Source organism: Hyphomicrobium sp. B1 (genome assembly GCF_049532635.1).
GTDB lineage: Bacteria > Pseudomonadota > Alphaproteobacteria > Rhizobiales > Hyphomicrobiaceae > Hyphomicrobium_B.
On sequence record NZ_CP134871.1, the window covers coordinates 929793 to 948787 of the forward strand.

Annotated in this window: 21 protein-coding genes and 1 tRNA gene; 13 read left to right on the forward strand and 9 right to left on the reverse strand. The window is 61.1% G+C overall.

What is annotated here, in order from left to right; genetic code table 11:
- Nucleotides 1-3 precede the first annotated feature (3 nt).
- The 4 genes from RLW55_RS04485 (at nucleotide 4) to acs (ending at nucleotide 3881) form a co-directional block, all read left to right on the forward strand.
- Nucleotides 4-510 carry a GtrA family protein gene (locus tag RLW55_RS04485; RefSeq protein WP_409561693.1) on the forward strand — a complete coding sequence of 169 codons (507 nt, stop codon included), beginning with the start codon at nucleotides 4-6 and terminating at the stop codon, nucleotides 508-510.
- Between the two features lie 169 nt (nucleotides 511-679).
- The gene (locus RLW55_RS04490) at nucleotides 680-1117 is read left to right on the forward strand and encodes an EVE domain-containing protein (protein ID WP_414464459.1); all 438 of its coding nucleotides are present in this window, start codon (nucleotides 680-682) and stop codon (nucleotides 1115-1117) included.
- Entirely contained in the window at nucleotides 1114-1785 is a 672-nt protein-coding gene (locus RLW55_RS04495; RefSeq protein WP_414464458.1) for a class I SAM-dependent methyltransferase, read from the forward strand. The genes RLW55_RS04490 and RLW55_RS04495 overlap by 4 nt, the downstream gene beginning before the upstream one ends.
- A 149-nt stretch (nucleotides 1786-1934) precedes the next feature.
- Complete coding sequence (gene acs, locus RLW55_RS04500; RefSeq protein ID WP_423415717.1) at nucleotides 1935-3881, forward strand: acetate--CoA ligase; 1947 nt, start codon at nucleotides 1935-1937, stop codon at nucleotides 3879-3881.
- Here the strand turns inward: acs and RLW55_RS04505 are convergent.
- Both RLW55_RS04505 and RLW55_RS04510 read right to left on the reverse strand, forming a co-directional pair.
- Complete coding sequence (locus tag RLW55_RS04505) at nucleotides 3860-4354, reverse strand: hypothetical protein (RefSeq protein WP_409561689.1); 495 nt, start codon at nucleotides 4352-4354, stop codon at nucleotides 3860-3862. The two genes, acs and RLW55_RS04505, sit on opposite strands and share 22 nt — an antisense overlap.
- Nucleotides 4355-4505: 151 nt before the next feature.
- Nucleotides 4506-4715, reverse strand: coding sequence for a DUF1674 domain-containing protein (locus tag RLW55_RS04510; RefSeq protein WP_423415718.1), 210 nt, complete (start codon nucleotides 4713-4715; stop codon nucleotides 4506-4508).
- A gap of 132 nt (nucleotides 4716-4847) precedes the next feature.
- On the opposite strand from RLW55_RS04510, the gene htpX reads away from it, so the two are divergent.
- The 4 genes from htpX (at nucleotide 4848) to purH (ending at nucleotide 10755) form a co-directional block, all read left to right on the forward strand.
- Nucleotides 4848-5831, forward strand: coding sequence for a zinc metalloprotease HtpX (htpX, locus tag RLW55_RS04515; RefSeq protein ID WP_423415719.1), 984 nt, complete (start codon nucleotides 4848-4850; stop codon nucleotides 5829-5831).
- Between the two features lies 1 nt (nucleotide 5832).
- Nucleotides 5833-7248: an RsmB/NOP family class I SAM-dependent RNA methyltransferase gene (locus RLW55_RS04520; protein ID WP_423415720.1), complete on the forward strand. Its 1416-nt coding sequence runs from the start codon at nucleotides 5833-5835 to the stop codon at nucleotides 7246-7248.
- Between the two features lie 99 nt (nucleotides 7249-7347).
- Nucleotides 7348-9069 (forward strand): heparinase II/III family protein, encoded by a 1722-nt coding sequence (locus tag RLW55_RS04525; protein WP_423415721.1) that lies wholly within the window; start codon nucleotides 7348-7350, stop codon nucleotides 9067-9069.
- 102 nt (nucleotides 9070-9171) lie between these two features.
- Nucleotides 9172-10755 (forward strand): bifunctional phosphoribosylaminoimidazolecarboxamide formyltransferase/IMP cyclohydrolase, encoded by a 1584-nt coding sequence (purH, locus tag RLW55_RS04530; RefSeq protein ID WP_423415722.1) that lies wholly within the window; start codon nucleotides 9172-9174, stop codon nucleotides 10753-10755.
- 12 nt (nucleotides 10756-10767) lie between these two features.
- On the opposite strand, the gene RLW55_RS04535 is transcribed toward purH, so the two are convergent.
- From RLW55_RS04535 to RLW55_RS04550, 4 genes are read right to left on the reverse strand one after another with little or no spacing between them, the layout of a single operon-like run.
- Nucleotides 10768-12219 (reverse strand): MFS transporter, encoded by a 1452-nt coding sequence (locus tag RLW55_RS04535; RefSeq protein WP_423415723.1) that lies wholly within the window; start codon nucleotides 12217-12219, stop codon nucleotides 10768-10770.
- 46 nt (nucleotides 12220-12265) lie between these two features.
- Entirely contained in the window at nucleotides 12266-12886 is a 621-nt protein-coding gene (locus tag RLW55_RS04540) for a TPM domain-containing protein (RefSeq protein WP_423415724.1), read from the reverse strand.
- 37 nt (nucleotides 12887-12923) lie between these two features.
- A complete protein-coding gene (locus RLW55_RS04545) occupies nucleotides 12924-13766 on the reverse strand; it encodes a TPM domain-containing protein (RefSeq protein ID WP_423415725.1) in 843 nt (280 codons plus the stop codon).
- 38 nt (nucleotides 13767-13804) lie between these two features.
- Nucleotides 13805-14425, reverse strand: coding sequence for a LemA family protein (locus tag RLW55_RS04550; RefSeq protein WP_024275055.1), 621 nt, complete (start codon nucleotides 14423-14425; stop codon nucleotides 13805-13807).
- A gap of 656 nt (nucleotides 14426-15081) precedes the next feature.
- Here RLW55_RS04550 and RLW55_RS04555 point away from each other — a divergent pair.
- Nucleotides 15082-15507 (forward strand): hypothetical protein, encoded by a 426-nt coding sequence (locus RLW55_RS04555; RefSeq protein ID WP_423415726.1) that lies wholly within the window; start codon nucleotides 15082-15084, stop codon nucleotides 15505-15507.
- A gap of 47 nt (nucleotides 15508-15554) precedes the next feature.
- Here RLW55_RS04555 and RLW55_RS04560 read toward each other — a convergent pair whose 3' ends face one another.
- The 3 genes from RLW55_RS04560 to RLW55_RS04570 form a co-directional block, all read right to left on the reverse strand.
- A complete protein-coding gene (locus tag RLW55_RS04560) occupies nucleotides 15555-15728 on the reverse strand; it encodes a hypothetical protein (protein ID WP_423415727.1) in 174 nt (57 codons plus the stop codon).
- Between the two features lie 150 nt (nucleotides 15729-15878).
- The gene (locus RLW55_RS04565) at nucleotides 15879-16091 is read right to left on the reverse strand and encodes a hypothetical protein (protein WP_013950392.1); all 213 of its coding nucleotides are present in this window, start codon (nucleotides 16089-16091) and stop codon (nucleotides 15879-15881) included.
- A 239-nt stretch (nucleotides 16092-16330) separates the two neighbouring features.
- Nucleotides 16331-16405, reverse strand: a tRNA-Gly gene (locus RLW55_RS04570).
- A gap of 181 nt (nucleotides 16406-16586) precedes the next feature.
- Here RLW55_RS04570 and RLW55_RS04575 point away from each other — a divergent pair.
- The 4 genes from RLW55_RS04575 to RLW55_RS04590 are packed head-to-tail and all read left to right on the forward strand — an operon-like array spanning nucleotide 16587 to nucleotide 18985.
- Nucleotides 16587-17084, forward strand: a complete 498-nt coding sequence (locus tag RLW55_RS04575; protein ID WP_423415728.1) for a prolyl-tRNA synthetase associated domain-containing protein — start codon at nucleotides 16587-16589, stop codon at nucleotides 17082-17084.
- Nucleotides 17085-17111: 27 nt separating this feature from the next.
- Entirely contained in the window at nucleotides 17112-18026 is a 915-nt protein-coding gene (gene trxA / locus RLW55_RS04580; protein ID WP_409561678.1) for a thioredoxin, read from the forward strand.
- Nucleotides 18027-18056: 30 nt separating this feature from the next.
- Entirely contained in the window at nucleotides 18057-18740 is a 684-nt protein-coding gene (locus RLW55_RS04585; protein WP_423415729.1) for an LON peptidase substrate-binding domain-containing protein, read from the forward strand.
- A gap of 14 nt (nucleotides 18741-18754) precedes the next feature.
- Nucleotides 18755-18985 carry a Trm112 family protein gene (locus RLW55_RS04590; RefSeq protein ID WP_409561676.1) on the forward strand — a complete coding sequence of 77 codons (231 nt, stop codon included), beginning with the start codon at nucleotides 18755-18757 and terminating at the stop codon, nucleotides 18983-18985.
- The last annotated feature ends 10 nt before the right edge of the window (nucleotides 18986-18995 follow it).

An 18995-nucleotide genomic window follows, 5' to 3' on the forward strand; every position in this document is an offset into this window, starting at 1 on the left:
CGCATGGCGCTCGCACCGGCTGATGACGTGACGATGCCCGAGAGCGGTCGCGGAGCGAGTCACACCGCCGCGGTCGTTCCGCAGCTATCGCGCTATTCCGTTGTCAGCGTCGCCGCGCTGGCGACCGATGTCGCCATCTACATGTCGCTCTGCGCGCTCGCCATTAACGCTCCGGTAGCAGGTGTCGTCGGATATGGAGTGGGCATGATCGCTCATTACGCATTATCGACCGCCTTCGTCTTCGACGTCGCCCACGCCCGAAAATCGGCGCCGCGACGCCTTGCGGAATTCGCGGCCTCAGGATTGCTCGGCTTGATGCTTACCGGCCTCGTCATTGCGGTGATGACTGACTACTTTGCCGCATCCGCTATTGCGGCCAAAGCCGTCGCGACGATCGCCAGCTTTCTCGTGGTCTTTCTCGTTCGCCGCTGCATCGTCTTCGCGCCGGCCGCCGACAAAAATATCTGGGACGCAAACCTCGTTTACTCAAAATCAGGGTCTTGCGACTAGGTTCAGTCGAACACGTCGTAAGCTGTACCTCCGGCAGCCCGGCGAATTGATTTTCAAGTAGTGTCGCGTCTGAACCTCCGCACTTCGGTGCGGAGGTTCTGTTTTTTCAGCCCTTGAGATCGATCTCGTTCCACGCTAGGCACGCTTATCTCGTGGAACGCGCTATCTCATGCAAACCTGGCTATTCAAATCCGAGCCCGACGTTTTTTCCTGGAGCGACTTAATCGCGCGTGGGACTAAAGGCGAAGCCTGGGACGGCGTCCGCAATTATCAGGCCCGCAACAATATGCGCGCTATGAAGATTGGCGATCTCGGGTTCTTCTACCATTCCAACGAAGGGAAGGAGATCGTCGGCATTGTGCGTGTCATCGCGTCCGCACATCCCGAAGCAAAAGACGAAACCGGCAAATGGGAATGCGTCGACGTCGCAGCTATGGTGCCGGTCCCCTCGCCCGTTGGCCTCGACGCGGTTAAGGCCAATCCGAAACTGTCCGGTATGGTTCTCGTTAACAATTCCCGGCTGTCGGTCCAGCCGGTCGCCGCCGACGAATGGAAAGAAATCTGCAAGATGGGCGGCGTCGACTTGAAGAAGCTTAAGGGATCATGACCGGCGGCAAACTCGATCTCACCGATCCGCGCGACGCCGAGCGTTTCATCCTTGAAAATACCAGACCGATCGCCCCGCCTCTGGTTCCCGAAATCACGCTGCGGCTCGCCGAAGAATCTTTGCCGATCTGGCAGAAGACCGAGGACGAACTGGGCGAATTGAACGTTCCGCCGCCCTATTGGGCGTTCGCGTGGGCCGGCGGCCAGGCCGTCAGCCGGTACCTTCTCGACAATCAGGACGTCTGCCGCGGTTTGCCCGTGCTCGATCTCGGTAGCGGGTCAGGCATCTCGGCGATCGCTGCCGCCAAAGCCGGGGCATCCCACGTCGTGGCAGCAGACATCGACCTGCTCGCGCTCGCGGCATGCGCCGTCAATGCCGCCGCCAATGCGGTGACGCTTTCTACCACCGATCGCGACATGCTGTCGGCGGCGCCGCCCAGAGAAAGCATCGTCATTGTCGGCGATCTTTTCTACGAGCGCGAACTGGCCAGCCGCGTACTGCGCTTCATCGATGACGCCAAGAACGAGGGATGCTCCGTCTACATCGGCGACCCTCGCCGCAGTTACTTTCCGGAAGGAAAGTTTACGCCGCTCGCCGAATACCAGGTACCGGTGACCCGCGAGCTTGAAGACTTCGAAATCAAACGGACCACCGTCTGGCGTGCTTAAGAAAATCATGTCGCGGTGCGAGATTGATTTCGATCATTTTGGTTGCGAACCCCCTTCCCCCACCATCGAGCATGTTGTGGAGCGGGGCTCGTCGCCGCATAATGGCAGTAAATGGCCGCAACTCAGATGGCCAAACGGAGGTGCGCTCTATGTCGGATAAAGTTTATGCCGTCCCCCAGGCGTGGGCGGAGCGGGCTTACGTCAATGATCAGTCTTATGACGCAATGTATCAGCGGTCGATCAGCGACCCTGAGGGCTTCTGGTCGGAAGCTGGTAAGCGGTTGCACTGGATCACACCCTATACGCGCGCCAAGAACACAAGCTTCGCGCCGGGCAACGTTGACATCCGCTGGTTCGAAGACGGGACGCTGAATGTCTCGGCGAACTGCATCGACCGTCACGTTGAATCGCGCGGCGATAAGGTTGCCATCATCTGGGAAGGCGACAACCCAAACGAGAGCGAGCAAATCACCTACCGTCAGCTCCACGAGCGGGTTCAGCGTTTCGCCAATGTCTTGAAGAAGCTCGGCGTCAAGAAAGGCGACCGCGTCACCATCTACCTGCCGATGATCCCTGAAGCAGCCTATGCCATGCTCGCCTGCACGCGGATCGGCGCCATCCATTCAATCGTGTTCGGCGGCTTCTCGCCCGACAGCCTTCAGAACCGGGTCGAAGACGCAGAATCGAAGCTCATCATCACGGCCGACGAAGGCCTCCGCGGTGGCAAGTCCGTTCCGCTCAAAAAGAATTGCGACGCGGCGCTGGCGAAATGCAAGGGTGACGAGAAAGTTCTCGTTGTCCGCCGCACCGGCAATCCCGTGCCTTGGACGCCGGGCCGCGATTTCTGGCTGCACGAAGAACTCATCACCGTCCCAGCCGAGTGCGAGCCGGAGGAAATGCGCGCCGAGGATCCGCTGTTCGTGCTTTACACGTCGGGCTCGACGGGTAAGCCGAAGGGCGTCGTCCACACGACGGGCGGCTATCTCGTCTACGCTTCGATGACGCATCAATATGTGTTCGATTGCCGCGACGACGACGTTTACTGGTGCACCGCCGACGTCGGCTGGGTCACCGGCCATAGCTACATCGTCTACGGCCCGCTCGCCAACGGCGCCACAACGCTGATGTTTGAAGGCATCCCGACCTACCCCTCGGCTTCCCGCTTCTGGGACGTTGTCGACAAGTGGAAGGTCTCGATCTTCTACACCGCGCCAACCGCTATTCGCTCGCTGATGGGCGCGGGCAACGATCTTGTAAACAAATCGAGCCGTGCCTCGCTGCGTCTGCTGGGATCGGTCGGCGAGCCTATCAACCCGGAAGCTTGGGAATGGTATCATAACGTCGTCGGCGAAGGCCGCTGCCCGATCGTCGATACGTGGTGGCAAACGGAAACCGGCGGCATTTTGATTGCGCCGCTTCCCGGCGCAACGCCGCTAAAACCTGGCTCCGCCACGAAGCCGTTCTTTGGTGTGAAACCGGCGCTTGTCGATGACAAAGGCAAGATCCTCGACGGCGACACGCAAGGAAACCTCGTCATCCTCGATAGCTGGCCGGGCCAATCGCGCACCGTCTACGGCGATCACGATCGCTTCGTGCAGACCTACTTCTCGGCTTATCCCGGCATGTACTTCACAGGCGACGGCTGTCGCCGCGACGCCGACGGCTATTATTGGATTACCGGCCGCGTCGACGACGTCATCAACGTGTCGGGCCATCGCATGGGCACGGCCGAAGTCGAAAGCGCACTCGTTTCGCATCCAAAGGTCGCCGAGGCGGCCGTCGTGGGCTACCCGCACGACCTCAAGGGCCAGGGCATCTACTGCTATGTCACGCTCAACACGGGCGAAAATGGCGATGACGCTTTGAAAAAGGATCTGGTCGCTCACGTTCGCCGGGAAATCGGCCCGATCGCATCGCCCGATCTCATCCAGTTCTCACCTGGTCTGCCGAAGACGCGCTCGGGCAAGATCATGCGGCGGATCCTCCGCAAGATCGCCGAAGACGATTACGGTAGCCTGGGAGACACATCGACCCTCGCCGATCCAGCCGTGGTCGACGACCTCATCACAAACCGTCAGAACCGGCGCATGATCTGACCGCGAACGTTAACCCTATCGTCCTGGGCTTCGGCGCTTTCCGGCGCCCAGGATGTTGTCGCGTTCGCCGGCACCTCGATTTCACTGACGCCGAACAAGCGGCTGACGGTCATCGCGACCGTCCCTTTCGCGCCCACTGTAACTGTATGAGCTTCACGGTCGATCCGGATGGTCGGCGGATCGATTGTCCCAACATGACGAGCGAACGTCACGTCCTTGTCGAAATGGGACAACGCCATTGTCTCGATCTGGACATCCTCCGGCGTGCCATCGCGCACCGCTCCGGCGCCTGCCTCGGACGCAGCCCGGACTGCACCTTCGACACCTTCCCGCATGTTCGCAACCCGCGCGTAGTCAAGCGCAGCGCCTGCTGCCAAGACCAGGGCGACGATCATCGATACGAAGATGACAATTGCTGAATATTGTTCACCGCGGTCGAACGGTAGAACGGCCGCGGTTCGTCGCTTGAGCATCTGTCCCTCCTTGAAACACCCCTTCCCGATTACGAGTGCGGTCATGCAACTCGGATGCCGGAATAAAGGCGTTCCGTGGGCGGACAGTTCGATCAACACGTAATTAAAAAACGCACCGCCCGGAACGGCGGTAGGGCCAGGGAAATCGCGCTCAGAAATCGGACGTAATGCCGCCCTTCTCCCAGTCGCCGAAACGCGTCGGTTCCGGCCCCTCGCGACCGCCGACTTCGGCAGGGCGTGCCTGCGCAGCCTTGCGCCCCTTTCGACGCGCCTCGGCCTCGGCAAGCGCCCGCTGTGCCTCCGGCGTCAGGACGCGCGGAAGAGGCTCGTTGTCGGTCACAGTGTCATCTTTGGCGGTCATCGCACGTCGGGGCTCCGGGAGGGCAATCGCTACCTTTTTCGGCGCGTCACCTTTATGAATGGTTGGGATACCATATATACGCGGCTGTAAGGTTGCAGACCAGTTGATGGACCACGTGTCGCGAGTAACCCCATGCCCATGAACTACCTCAAGACCGCAATGCTGCTTGCATTGCTGACCGGCATCTTCCTTGTGCTCGGTGCGCTTGTTGGCGGCAAGACCGGCCTCGTGTTCGCGTTTTTCATCGCGCTTGCGACGAACGCGTTCAGCCTCTGGAAGTCCGACAGCGTCGTCTTGCATATGTTCGGCGCGCAGGAAGTGACTGACGCCACTGCGCCCGAACTCGTCGGCATCGTCCGCGATTTGGCACTCCGGGCCGAACTACCGATGCCCCGCGTCTACATCATGAACAATCCGCAGCCGAACGCCTTTGCGACCGGCCGCAGCCCATCGCACGCCGCCGTCTGCGCCTCGACTGGCCTGCTGGAATCTCTCGACCGGCGAGAATTGTCCGGCGTCATCGCGCACGAACTCTCGCACATCAAAAATCGCGACACGCTGACAATGGCAGTTGCAGCGACCATCGGCGGCGCTGTTTCGATGTTTGCGCAATACATGCAGTTCGGCATGATTTTCGGTGGCAATCGCGATGGCGACCGCGGCGGTCTCGGCATGATCGGCACGCTTGCAGCGATCATCATCGCGCCGATGGCCGCAGGCCTCGTGCAGATGGCAATCAGCCGTTCACGCGAATATCAGGCCGACCACATGGGCGCGATGATCTGCGGTAATCCGCTTTGGCTTGCATCTGCGCTTCATCAGATTGATGGCGCCGCCCGCCGCATTCCGAACGAAGAAGCCGAAGCGATACCGGCCGCGGCGCATATGTTCATCATCAATCCGTTGAACGGCCACGGCGTCGATAACCTGTTCTCGACCCACCCGAACGTCGAAAACCGCATCGCGGCGCTCGAAGCGTTGGCGCGCGAGATGGGAGTCAGTAGCGGAAATTCCGGTATGACGAGTGCGCCGGGTTCCGCGCCAAGTGGCGGCGCGACAGGAGAAGTCTGGATCGGCGGCAAAAACTATACTAAGCCTCCGAGCCCCTGGGGCTAACGTGCAAGATCGTACAAAATCCAAAAATTCCGCGCCGCGACCGCCTCGTGCGCGCGCCGGCGGCCCGTCGTCTCCCCGAGGCGGCGCATCCCGTCCACGACCGGCGCAAAGCCCGGACGGGCTGAAAACGCGCGACGTCGCCGTCTCCGCGCTCTACACTGTGCTTGTCGAGCGGCGCCCGTTTGACGACGCCTTTGCGAGAGCCGCCGCCGCGCGCGATCTCCCGGGCCGCGACCGCGCTTTCGCGCGTCTCATCGCCACCACGGCGCTCCGGCATCGCGGATCGCTGCAAGCCGTCCTCAACACCTATCTCGCCAAGCCGCTGCCCGAACGCATGGGCCGCCTCGACGAGATTTTGCTCGCAGCCGTGGCGCAGCTTCTGCTGCTGCAGACGCCGCCGCACGCGGCAATCTCGCTCGCCGTCGATCAATGCCGTGCCGACAGCTCCGCCAAGCGCTTCGCCAACCTCGCCAACGCCGTTCTGCGCCGCGTCAGCGAAAGCGGACACGGCCGCTTGGCCGACCTCGATAATATCGCGCTGACCTTTCCCGATTGGCTGCTGTCGCGTTGGAGCGACGCCTATGGCGCGGCCGCCGCCCGCCAGATCGCCCGCGCGTCCCTCGCTGAGCCCGCCCTCGACCTGACGGTCAAATCCGATCCCGAACGGTGGGCAAAAGAGATTGGTGCCGTTGTCCTGCCGACCGGCTCGATCCGTTGCGCGCAGGCCGGACGCATCGAAGAGCTGCCCGGCTATCTCGACGGCGCCTGGTGGGTGCAGGACGCCGCCGCCGCGCTCCCCGTCAAGCTGATGGGCGACGTCGCCGGATTGTCGGTGCTCGATCTCTGCGCCGCGCCCGGAGGCAAAACGGCCCAGCTTGCGACCGCCGGGGCCAATGTCACCGCCGTCGATAAATCCGCGGGCCGTCTCGGCCGCTTGAGCGAAAATCTTACACGCCTCGGGCTGACCGCGACCACCGCCGTTTCCGACGCCTTGACCTTCAGCGCCGACCGGCAGTTCGACGCCGTCCTTCTCGATGCCCCCTGCACGGCGACCGGCACGATCCGTCGTCATCCCGATATTCTCTATCTGAAACGGCCCGAGGATGTCGGTGCCCTGGCAGCCCTCCAGAAACGGCTCCTCGACCACGCGGCTAGCCTTGTGAAACCCGGCGGCATACTCGTCTACTGCACTTGCTCGCTCGAACCGGAAGAGGGCGAAATGCAGGTCGAAGCCTTCCTCGAGAGCCACCCCGATTTCGCGCGTCGCCCGATTGCCCTCGACACCGACACGATCCCGATGACGTGGCGCACGCCCGCCGGCGACCTGCGGACGCTGCCGACGCAATTTGCCGATTTACCGGAAGGACTTCAGGGCCTTGACGGATTTTTCGCGGCATCTCTGGTGAAGACCTGTTGAGCGCCGGCGCGTGTGACGCCTGTCCGCCTTGTTTTGACTGAGGTCGGGGGCTAGTCCATTCTGAGGTGGTAAGACCATCTCTGGACGGGGAGCCAGACTTTGAGTCTCAATGTTTCGGAACGACTGAAAATCCGCTCGCTCTCGGTCGAGCGATTGCGTCGTCGCGCCGTGACGTTGACGCTCTCATCCCCGTTCCTGCGGTGGCGATACGCCGGCAACGGCGCCGATCAGATCCTGATCGTGCCCCAGGAACTGCGCGCTGCCGATCCAAGCTTCTGGACCGAGGTTTCACACGGTTACTTCGGACTTGCCGCCGAGATCGCCGATCTCAAAGGCGCATCCGTCTTTCGCGTCACGCCGCCCAGCGTCGCTTGGGAACGTGAACTGCATGGCTTCGGCTGGCTTCGTCACCTCGCCGCAACCGAAGAGGACGAAGCCGCAGCCGCCTCACGTGAGCTCGTCCTCGAATGGATCGCCCTCAAGCGCATCTCTCACGGCGTCGCCTACGAGCCCGAGGTCGTCGCTCGCCGTCTGATCTCCTGGATCTCGCAAGCGAACATGCTGCTCGAAGACCTCGACGCGCGCGCTTACACCCAGATCATGTCCAGCATCGGCCAACAGATCGGCGCGCTGCGGACGACGTGGCGCAACGCGCCTGACGGCGTACCGCGCATGGTCTGCCTGATCGCGCTCGTGCTGACAGGTCTCGCTGTCTCTGGTCACGACAAACAGTTGAAGGATGCCGAGGCCGCGCTCATCATCGAGTTGAAGCGACAAATCCTCGAAGACGGCGGCCACATCAGTCGCAGCGCCAGCGTGCTCGAAGATGTCGTTCTCGATCTACTGCCGCTCGGTCAGTGCTTCGGCTCGCGAGCCCTCGTCGCGCCGGACGAGATCAACGCAGCGGTACGAAAATCGCTGCGTTTCTTGCGTTTCATGCGTCTTGGAGATGGCATGCTGGCCCGCTTCAACGGCGTCAGCACGGGTTCACCAGCCGCGCTCGCTACGGTGCTGGGCTACGCCAGCGACGGCGATTTCGATATCATGCCGGTGGCCCGCGCCTCCGGTTACGCCCGCCTCGACCGCGGCACCACGATCGTTATGACTGATGTCGGCTCGCCGCCACCGCTCGAACTTTCAACGGAAGCGCAGGCAGGCGCGCTGTCTTTTGAAATGACGTCACGCCAGTACCTGATCTTTGCCAACGGTGGTTTTCCCGGTCCAGCCGATCACGACTGGGATTCGGTCGCCCGCGCCACCGCCAGCCACAACACACTCTGCCTCACCGAGACGTCATCCTCGCGCCTGATCCGCCACGAGCAATTGGAATCGATGGTCGCCGGCCTGCCGATCCGCGGCCCTGACGCCGTTTCATTCGAATTCCACGACGGCCCGACGCAGGCAGAAATCAACGCGACGCACGACGGCTATCTGAAACGCTTCGGCTTGATCCACGGCCGACGCTTGGCGCTTGCGCCCAAAGGCGACAAACTCGAAGGCGTCGATACGCTCGAACCGCCCAAGGGAACGCTGCGACTGAAGCAGGACCTCCCCTACGCCATCCATTTTCATCTGCATCCTGATTGTCGTTGTCAGTCCGCGGGCCACGGTCAATGCCGCCTCACCCTTCCCGACGGCGAGGTCTGGATTTTTGCCGCCGACGAGACGGCACAGATGTCGATTGAGGAAAGCCTTTACTTTGTCGACAGCGCCGGACCGCGTCCAAGCCTGCAAATCGTGCTGCGCGGCACGACATTCGGCGAGACGTCTGTTCACTGGTCCGTGCGAGCCGAAGCGGCTGAGTCCGCTCCGAATTCGTAAATAACAAATCTTGCGCGTCACAATCGCGCGCTCGTCCTGACGCGGGATGGCCACGCCCGGCGCGCCGTGATAACGGCCAAACCGAAAAAAGCTGGGGTGAACATGGCTGACCAACGCATACGCCGAGCGCTTCTCTCGGTCTCCGACAAAACCGGGCTCATCGACTTCGCCGCCGCGCTGAAAGGCCGTGGCATTGAACTCGTCTCGACCGGCGGCACCGCTGCGGCGCTGAAAGCCGCAGGCCTCTCGGTGATGGACGTCTCGGAACTGACCGGCTTCCCCGAAATGATGGACGGCCGTGTGAAAACGCTGCATCCAAAAGTCCACGGCGGGCTCCTCGCCATTCGCGGCAACGCGGTCCACGACAAGGCGGCAAGCGAGCACTGCATCCTGCCCATCGATCTGCTGGTCGTGAACCTCTACCCCTTCGAAGCAAGCGTCGCCAAAGGCGCAACGTATGACGATTGCGTCGAAAACATCGACGTCGGCGGCCCGGCGATGATCCGCGGCGCTGCGAAAAACCACGACAGCGTCACGGTGGTCGTCGAGCCTTCGGATTACGAACGTGTGCTGAGCGAAATTGCAGCTAACGATGGCGCAACGAAGCTCGCGACCCGCAAAGCGCTTGCCGCCAAGGCGTTCGCCCGCACCGCCGCTTACGATGCCGCAATCAGCAACTGGTTCGCCCGCGAGCTTGACAACAATGCTCCGGAATGGCGCGCCTTCGGCGGCCACCTGGGGCAAGCGCTGCGCTATGGCGAAAACGCCCACCAGACGGCGGCGCTTTACCTCTCAGCGGACACGCGCGTCGGCGTCGCGACAGCGAAACAGCTTCAGGGCAAGGAATTGTCCTATAACAACATCAACGACACCGACGCCGCTTTCGAGCTTGTCTCAGAATTCGATCCGAAGACGCCCGCGGTCGCCATCATCAAGCACGCCAATCCGTGCGGCGTCGCAGTGAATGCCTCTCTCGCCGAAGCCTACCGCCAGGCGCTCGCCTGCGATCCGGTCAGCGCCTTCGGCGGCATCATCGCGTTGAACAAAACGATCGACGCCGCAACCGCCGAGGAAATGACGAAGATCTTCACTGAGGTCGTCATTGCGCCCGACGCAACCGATGAAGCCAAAGCCGTCTTCGCCGCGAAGAAAAACCTGCGCCTTCTTCTGACGGGCGGGCTTGCCGATTCACGCGCACCGGGCCTCAACTTCAAATCGGTGGCGGGCGGCTTTCTCGTCCAGTCGCGCGACGCCAGCAACGCCGACGATCTCGATCTGAAGGTCGTCACCAAGCGCGCCCCGAGCGAGCAGGAACTGAAAGACCTGCGTTTTGCGTTCAAGGTCGCAAAGCACGTCAAGTCAAACGCCATCGTCTACGCCAAGAATGAATCAACCGTCGGCGTCGGCGCTGGCCAGATGAGCCGCGTGGAATCATCGCGCATCGCGGCGTGGAAAGCCACCGAAGCCGCCAAAGCGCTTGGCCTCGACAAGTCGCTGACGATCGGTTCTGTCGTCGCCTCCGACGCCTTCTTCCCGTTTGCCGACGGCTTGATTACGGCGGCGGAAGCAGGCGTTACGGCGGTCATTCAGCCGGGCGGTTCGATGCGCGACGACGAGGTCATCAAAGCCGCTGACGAACGCGGCCTCGCGATGGTCTTCACCGGCGTCCGCCACTTCCGCCACTGAGGCAGCCACCCGTCAGCGAGCCGGACGCGTCCGCACGAACATCATCATCACGACGCCGATAGCAAGGAAGGCGAGAACGGCGGCCATGCCGACCCGCTGGCTGCCGGTCTCCTGCGTGATGATCGCGACGCAGAACGGCGCCAGGAATGCCGTCACTTTGCCCGAAAAGGCAAACAGCCCGAAGAACTGCGTGATCTTGTCGGCAGGCGCGATGCGCGCCAGCAGCGACCGGCTGGCGGCCTGAACCGGGGCCGACACGACGCCGACCAAAATCGCAAACGCTAAAAATACCTGCTCGCCCGGCGCTGAGAACGGCTTCGACCCGACAATCTTTTCTGCCACCTCGGTCGTGAAAAAGATGTGCGTCTTGTCGACAGAAAGAATACCGAGCGCGCCGACAATCAAAGCCAGAAGCGCCAGGATGATCACCGCTTTCGGGCCGATGGCGTCGTCAAGCCAGCCGCCGAACAGCGCACCAAACGCGCCGACCAGAGTGAGGATGATGCCGAACATGCCGAGTTCGAGCGGCCCCCATCCGAACACCGATGCGCCGTAGATACCACCGAACGCGAAAATCGCCGACAACCCGTCCGTAAACAGCATCCGCGCGACGAGAAAGATCAACAGGCTCGGCATCGAAGGTAGCGACTTGATCGTCTCCCAAAGTTCCGCCGCCGCGGATCGCTCCGGGTGTGCCGTCGATGCGCGGTGCCGGTCCGGCACGAACAGGAAGAACGGAATAATGAAGATCGCAAACCAGATTGCCGCAAACGGCCCGGTGATGCGATCGCTCTGATGCGTCGCGCCGTCGAGATGCAGAAGCGGCTCAAGCCCCAGCAGAGTTTTTGGCTCACCCGGCATCGGCACCAATAGTCCCGCGACCACCGCCAAGCTGACAAGGCCGCCGAAATAGCCGACGGCCCATCCGGTGCCGGAAAGCCGCCCAAGTTCCTCCTTTGGCGCCAGACCCGTCATGATGGCGTTCGAGAAGACGCTCATCAATTCGGCGGCGAGCGTCGCACCGACGAACCCAGCAAGCACGATGAGGATCGTCGTCATGTTGGCATCGGGAACGCCCAGCCACAGGCTCGAAAGGCTTGCGAGAAAGAGCAGCGACAGCATCGCCATCCACGGCTTGCGCGATCCGCGTCCGTCGGCCGCCGCGCCAAGTAGCGGACTGATGATCGCAATCAGAAGGCCCGCCACCGCAGCCGCATAGCCCCACAGGGCCTGCCCGCAGGCTGCTTTCTCACTTCCGACAGCAAGTCCGCAAACCGAATTCTGGACGACGGCGTTGGCGAAGTAGGGGCCGAACAGAAAGGTCTGCACCAGCGTGTAGTGCGGCTGCACCGACCAGTCGAACAGCATCCACGAGACGCGAGCGCGGAGCGGCGCGCGCTTGACGGCGCCGTCGGTCGCCATCGCGGCCTGCTCGGCCCCCTCGCCGATGTCCAAGGTCGACATGCCTTCCCCCTTTTCGTGTGACCGTCTCGTCGCTCGCGCGAGATAATCAGCTTCGCAAGACGATAAGATGATCGGGCAATTCGTTGGGATCGACAGCGCCCGGCGGGAAGTGCTGCGCGAGCAAATCCCCGATCCGCGCAATCGCCCGCTCGAAACCGTCCGCCACTCGCCCCGCGCCGATATCGGCCGTAAAATCGTTGACGATCTTCTGCCAGACGCCTTTTTCAACGAGCGCGTCGATGCCGCTGTCGGCGATGATCTCGACGCGCTTTTCCGCAACGGAGACGAAAATCAACACGCCCGTTCGCCCGGTTGTCGTATGTAAATTCTGCGCAAGAAATTGCTCGCTGGCACGCCGCCGCGTGTTGGCATGAAGGATCGACTTCGGAACGAGAGACAGTCGCATCTTCGGATGCCAGGCGAGCGCCAACAGCCCGAGGAAGACCAAAAGCTGGATGAGAAAGATCCACTGCACTTTCATCCACGTGAAGTGGATGAGCGGCCACGGAATGACCAGCGCCAGCAATGCCGCCCACATAAACGGAATGTGCTGATACCGGCTGCTCTGATCGGCGACGACGGCCACGATCTCGCCTGAGGTATTGCGCTCGGCCTTCGTGATCGCCGCCGAAATCCGTTCGGCGTCCTTGGCGCTGATGAAGCTCATCGTTGCGTGCTGCCTGCTTGCGTTGATCTCGACATTGCTACCACCCTCCCGATGCGCCACCGCCGCCGAAGTCCCCGCCGCCGCCCGACCAGCCTCCGCCGCCGCTATCGCCGCCACCACCGGACCACCCACCGCCCCAGTCGCCCGATCCGCCCGGAATAACGACGATGCCACCCCGGCGTCGTGGCGCACCCGGCATGCCGGCCCGCATGGCCTGCGCATTGCGATAATTGACCCAGATGATGAAGGCCACGATCGCGAGAAACAGAATGATGTGAAAGATCACCGTCGGATCGTTTTCCGGCGTGCGCGGTCCGGCAGCGCGCCGCTTCACCTCCTCGGCATCGCCAAGCACCACCGACTTGATATCGCGGACGCCATCCTTGATACCGCCCGCATAATCGCCGCGCCGAAACTTCGGCAAAATGGCATTCTGAATGATGAGCGCCGCCATCGTATCGGTCATGAACGGCTCAAGCCGACGCCCGACTTCGATGCGCACCTTGCGATCGTTCGGCGCGACGATCAGCAGAATGCCGTTGTCCTTGCCCTTCTGACCGATGCCCCATTTGCGCGCGAGGCCGATGCCGTAATCCTCGATGGAATAGCCCTGCAGCGACTTGACGGTGACGACCGCAAGTTGATCGGTCGATGTCTGCTCAAGCGACGCAAGATCGCTTTCGATATCGGCCTTCTCGGCAGGCGTCAGCAGGCCCGCTTCATCCGTGATGCGGCCGGCCAATTCCGGATAGACGGGATCTGCAAAAGCTACTGAGAAATGCGCCGACAGCACAAGAACGAGCGCCGCCAGCAAGCCCGGCAGCGCCTGCACCATGCCACGCCATGGCGAAACCCGAGCGGCGTTGATGACGCCAGCCATTTCAAAGGCTCCCGGCCAAAAGCGATGCGCGCCGCGGTTCAAGGCTTGCTGAAATCGACTTTCGGCACCTTCTGCTCTTCAGGCGAAATGTCGAACGTCGCCATGTCTTTGGCCTGCGGATAAAGCACCATCTTCCAAAGCCGGCCAGGGAAGGTGTTGATCTCGGTATTATACGACTGCACCGCCGTGATGTAGTCGCGCCGCGCAATGGCGATGCGGTTCTCGGTGCCCGCAAGCTCACTTTGCAGCGCCAGGAAGTTCTGCCCGGACTTGATATCGGGATACCGCTCGACGACCGCCATCAACCGCCCGAGCGCGCCCGAAAGCGTCGCCTGCGCATCCTGGAATTTCTTCATCGCATCGGGGTTCGTCAGAATATCGGGCGGCAGTTGAATGTTCGTCGTCTGCTCGCGGGCTTTCGTAACTTCCGTCAGCACGCTTTTTTCCTGATCGGCAAAACCCTTCACCGTCTCGACGAGATTGGGAATGAGATCGGAGCGGCGCTTGTACTGATTCAGCACCTCGCTCCAAGCGGCTTTCGCCTGCTGCTCCTTCGTCGGAATTGTATTGACGCCGCAGCCCGCCATCGACAGGGCAGCGACGACGATCGCAAGAAATGCGATCGGGCGAACAATGAGAGTTTGCATGCTGGCGGTCATGGCGCTGGCGATCCTCATGTCTGGTCCGTAAGCGGTGCAGGATTGGAAAGCGAAGAGAGAGGCCTCAGGAATCGGACGTCTGTGGTATGATTTTCATCTGTGACGTTCAAGCGACGCCTTCGCCGTTCGTCGCAATTCGGGTGGCCAACCAACCGCGATCTCATGGCTGATCGATTTCGATCAGAGGAATTGCCGGCCGGAATTTTTCCGCGCGAAATGGAATTGTTGTGAAGAGATAAACGCCTCATTCACCTGGCGTTCATCTTGTCGGCAAGTGTTAAAAATTTCCGACTGCGAATTTGGTTTGCGCTGCGCATACAAACGTATCGAATCCGTTCGTATTCGTACTTACGATCTGACGCAAAACGTCCTTCCAAAGACCAAATCCCGGCGTGACCTCGCTTGCAAAATGCCGGGGCGAAAGCTGCCCCAAGTGCATAAAAATCCCATGAAATGCGGTCTTTTTTAAAAGACGGCCTACCGCTCCGCGATCAGTGTTTGCACCGCACACGCGGCCGACCAAGCGGCTGCAAAAGGGCTCGGGCCTGCCATGCGCAATTGACAGGATGACATTGGAAACGATGTTTAGTGACACCACGTTATAGCCACCGGCGGTCGCGCAGAGAGACGCGATTTTGTTTCGTATGGAGCACAAAATGCAGAAATGGAAAAATGCGGTGGTGGGCGCTCTCGCAGCCTTAGCCGTGGGCGGCTTCTCCGCAGCCGCTGAAGCTCATGGTGGCGGCGGCTTTCATGGTGGCGGCGGCTTCCACGGTGGCGGCGGCTTCCACGGAGGCGGCTTCCACGGTGGTGGTTTTCATGGTGGCTTTGGTGGTGGCGGCTTCCGCGGCGGTCACTGGGGTGGAGGCCACTTTGCGGGCGGTCACTGGGGTGGTCGCGGATGGCACGGCGGCGGATGGCATGGCCACGGTCGTCACTGGCGCGGCGGCGGCTACGGATGGGGCTGGGGTCCCGGCTTCTACTACGGCGGCCCGTACTATGATGATTACTACGCCTACGACGACGGCTACCTCTGCAACGACTATTGGTATCGCCGCCATCATCCCTATTGCTACTACTGACAAATGACCTGACACCGGCCCCGTGAGGGGCCGGCTTCGTTTTAAGATCACGGCAGGAGCGGTGCGGCCGTGCTGTCCGCATGCTGCGGCCCGGCTAGCAGACGGTCCGGATGAGAGAACGAAATGCCGAGGTGGATTGGCGTCGAAGCCATGACAACCGGAATGCTGAAGATCAGAGCTACCAGGATTGTGCAGGCAAGTGCCGCCTGAAGAAACTGCACGAAGCGTTTCAAGTGAGTTGCACCCTTTCAAAGTCCCAGCCGGGTGCAATTATTTTCCCTCCCGATGGCAGCATCGAGTCTGAAGCGCGGCGGCGCTGAGTCAAAGGCCGCAGAATGTGATACGGCGCCGCTTGGGCGCCGTAAGACACTTCACCACCAGCGGCAGAAGCGATGGCCGTGCCGCCACCAGCAATGGCGGTGACGATGATGCCAACGGCGCCAATAAACGTCCTGTGCTGCTGACGAATGAGCCGTAAGCAACTTCAGCGCATGCACGTCGCTGCTGACCGTTGCGGCGTTTGCGAAGCCAGCGCCGAGAACCACCGCCGCAGCGGCGATGGCCACTCTCAATGTCGTTTTCATGAGGTCTCCCCCCCTTGCTTGTGAGAACAAAAGTCACGCCAAGTGAGGGCACACCTATAATCGGGGCTAATCGGGCGCCGTCCATACCATTTCGTAAAGACTGGGGTCCACGCCATATAGGCGCGTCGAGTGTTGCGGAGAATCCGCCGCGTCACCGATCTTAAGAAGGAATGGCCAGCCCGCCGAAGCGGCTTTTGGCCGAGACGATTTCAGGAGGTAACTGAAATCCGATTGGTGCCTGGAGCGGGCGAAGGGATTCGAACCCTCGACCCCGACCTTGGCAAGGTCGTGCTCTACCCCTGAGCTACACCCGCATGTCCAGAAAGCTTACGCCGCCTTGCGGCGGCGGAAGACCCGCCTTATGGCGCAAGTGATCGCCCAATGCAAGCCCCTCAATCACAAAGGCGAAAATGTCCAATCGCCCTTATATATCAGGGGCGGCCAGGGTATGGATGCGCCGCCCCCGACAGGAAAGCCGGAGAAAAGCCTCGACCGATGCCCGTAACGCGCCAACAGCTCTTTCAGACCCTCGCCGATCTTGGAATTGAGACGGAAACGATCGACCATCCGGCCGTTTTTACCGTCGCGGAAAGCGACAAGGTCGAAATTTCCCTGCCGGGCGCCCACACCAAGAATTTGTTCTTAAAGGACGACAAGGGCGCGCTTTTCCTCGTCATCGCCAACACCGAAACCCGCGTCGATCTCAAAGCCTTGTCGAAACGCCTTGGCGCCGGGCGATTTTCCTTCGGCAAGCCCGAGTTGCTGATGGAATCGCTTGGTGTGACGCCGGGCTCCGTCACAGCCTTTGCAACGATCAACGACACCGGAAATCGCGTGAAGATCATCTTCGACGAGGCTCTGATGGCCGCCCCCTCGGTCAACTGTCATCCACTTGAAAACACAGCAACAACAAACATTGCACGTGACGGCCTTTTGCGGTTCATTCGGTCCACCGGCCATGAGCCTCAGGTCATGGTATTGACCGCATCTTGAGGTTCGAGCGGCGAGGAGATTGGTTCAATGGAATTTGGCGCTAAAGGCACGGAGTTCGGTGCACCCGGTGCCGCCGACATGATCAAGGACGCGACCACCGCATCGTTCAAGGCTGACGTTCTGGATGCCTCGAAGACGGTTCCCGTCATCGTCGATTTCTGGGCGGCCTGGTGCGGCCCCTGCAAGCAACTCACGCCCGTTATCGAAAAGGTCGTGCGCAGCTACAGCGGCAAGGTCCGCCTGGTGAAAGTCAACGTCGACGAGAATCAGGCGATCTCGGCACAACTTCGCATCCAGTCGCTGCCGACCGTCTACGCCTTCCGCGATGGCCAGCCGATCGACGGTTTCGTCGGCGTGCAGCCGGAAAGCGCGATCAAAGCTTTCGTTGATCGCCTCGTGGCCGACGATGCTGAGATGGGCATCGCCGAAGTTCTCAAAACCGGCGAAGAACTGCTGGAGCAGGATGACCTGCAAGGAGCAGCCGAAGTTTTCGCGAGCATCCTCCAGGAAGATCCGGCCAACGCCGAAGCCATCGCCGGTCTGACATCCTGTTACATGAAGAGCGGTGACATCGCCCGCGCCAAGCAGACACTGGCGCTCGTGCCGCCGGATAAGCGCGAGCTTGCTGCCGTCAAAAGCCTCGAAGCAGCGATCGAGCTTGCGGAAAAAGGCGCTGACACTGGCGAACTCGATGCGCTCCAAAAACGCGTCGCCGAAAACCCTCAGGATTTTCAAGCTCGTCTCGATCTCGCCGTCGGCCTCGGCGCGACCGGCGACCGGCAGGAGGCGCTCGAGCTTCTCCTCGATCTCATCAGGGCGGACCGCAAATGGAACGACGAAGCCGCACGCAAGCAGCTTCTGCAGTTCTTCGACGCCTGGGGCCCCAAGGAACCCCTGGTGGCCGAAGGGCGCCGGAGGCTATCATCCATCTTGTTCAGCTGATCCAGAAACGATCCTTAGCGGAGATTTTTTTTGATACTCACGGAGCGCTATCGACGCCCGGCCGATTTGCCCCCGAGGATTCCCGTTTTTCCTCTTCGCGGCGCGATTCTCTTGCCGCGCGCCACATTGCCCCTGAACATCTTCGAACCTCGCTATCTCGAAATGATCGATCATGCGATGTCAGGCGCGCGCATCATCGGCATTTTGCAACCTGTCGTATCGGGCGATGACGATCAGGAAAGCCCGATCGAAAAAACGGCCGAGTTGCGCTCCGTAGGCTGTGCCGGGCGCATCACATCATACCAGGAACTGGACGACGGCCGATTGATCATCACGTTGACGGGAGTCACGCGCTTCGAGTGCGTCGGCGAAGCCGAAACCGATATGCCTTACCGCATCATGACTGTGAGCTACGACAAATTCGCCAGCGATCTGACCGAAGGTCTCGGCGAAGAGCTGGTCGATCGGCAAAATCTCTTGCGCGTCTTGAAAACCTATCTCGAAGCCAACCGCCTGAAAACCGATTGGTCGACAATCCAGCGCGCATCGAACGAATTTCTCATCAACGCTCTGTCGGTGATGTGTCCTTACGGACCGGAAGAAAAGCAGGCACTGCTCGAAGCCAAGGATCTGCGGTCGCGCGCCGAAGTTCTCGTTGCGCTCGCCGAGATCGATCTGGCGTCGAACGGCAGCAGCGGCACGACACTTCAGTAATATCGGAAAAAGCCATGACCGATGACGCTGACGATAGCTCTCCAGACGACGCCAACGCCGTCGATCCGAAGCTGCTTGAGCTGCTCGTCTGTCCTTTCACCAAGACACGTCTGGTCTACGATGCGAGCAATCGCGAATTGTTGAGCAAAGCTGCAGGCTTGGCATTTCCGATCCGCAATGGCGTACCGTTGATGATCGAAGATGCAGCTCGAAAGCTGACCGACGAAGACCTACGCCGGCTGTAATGAACATCTG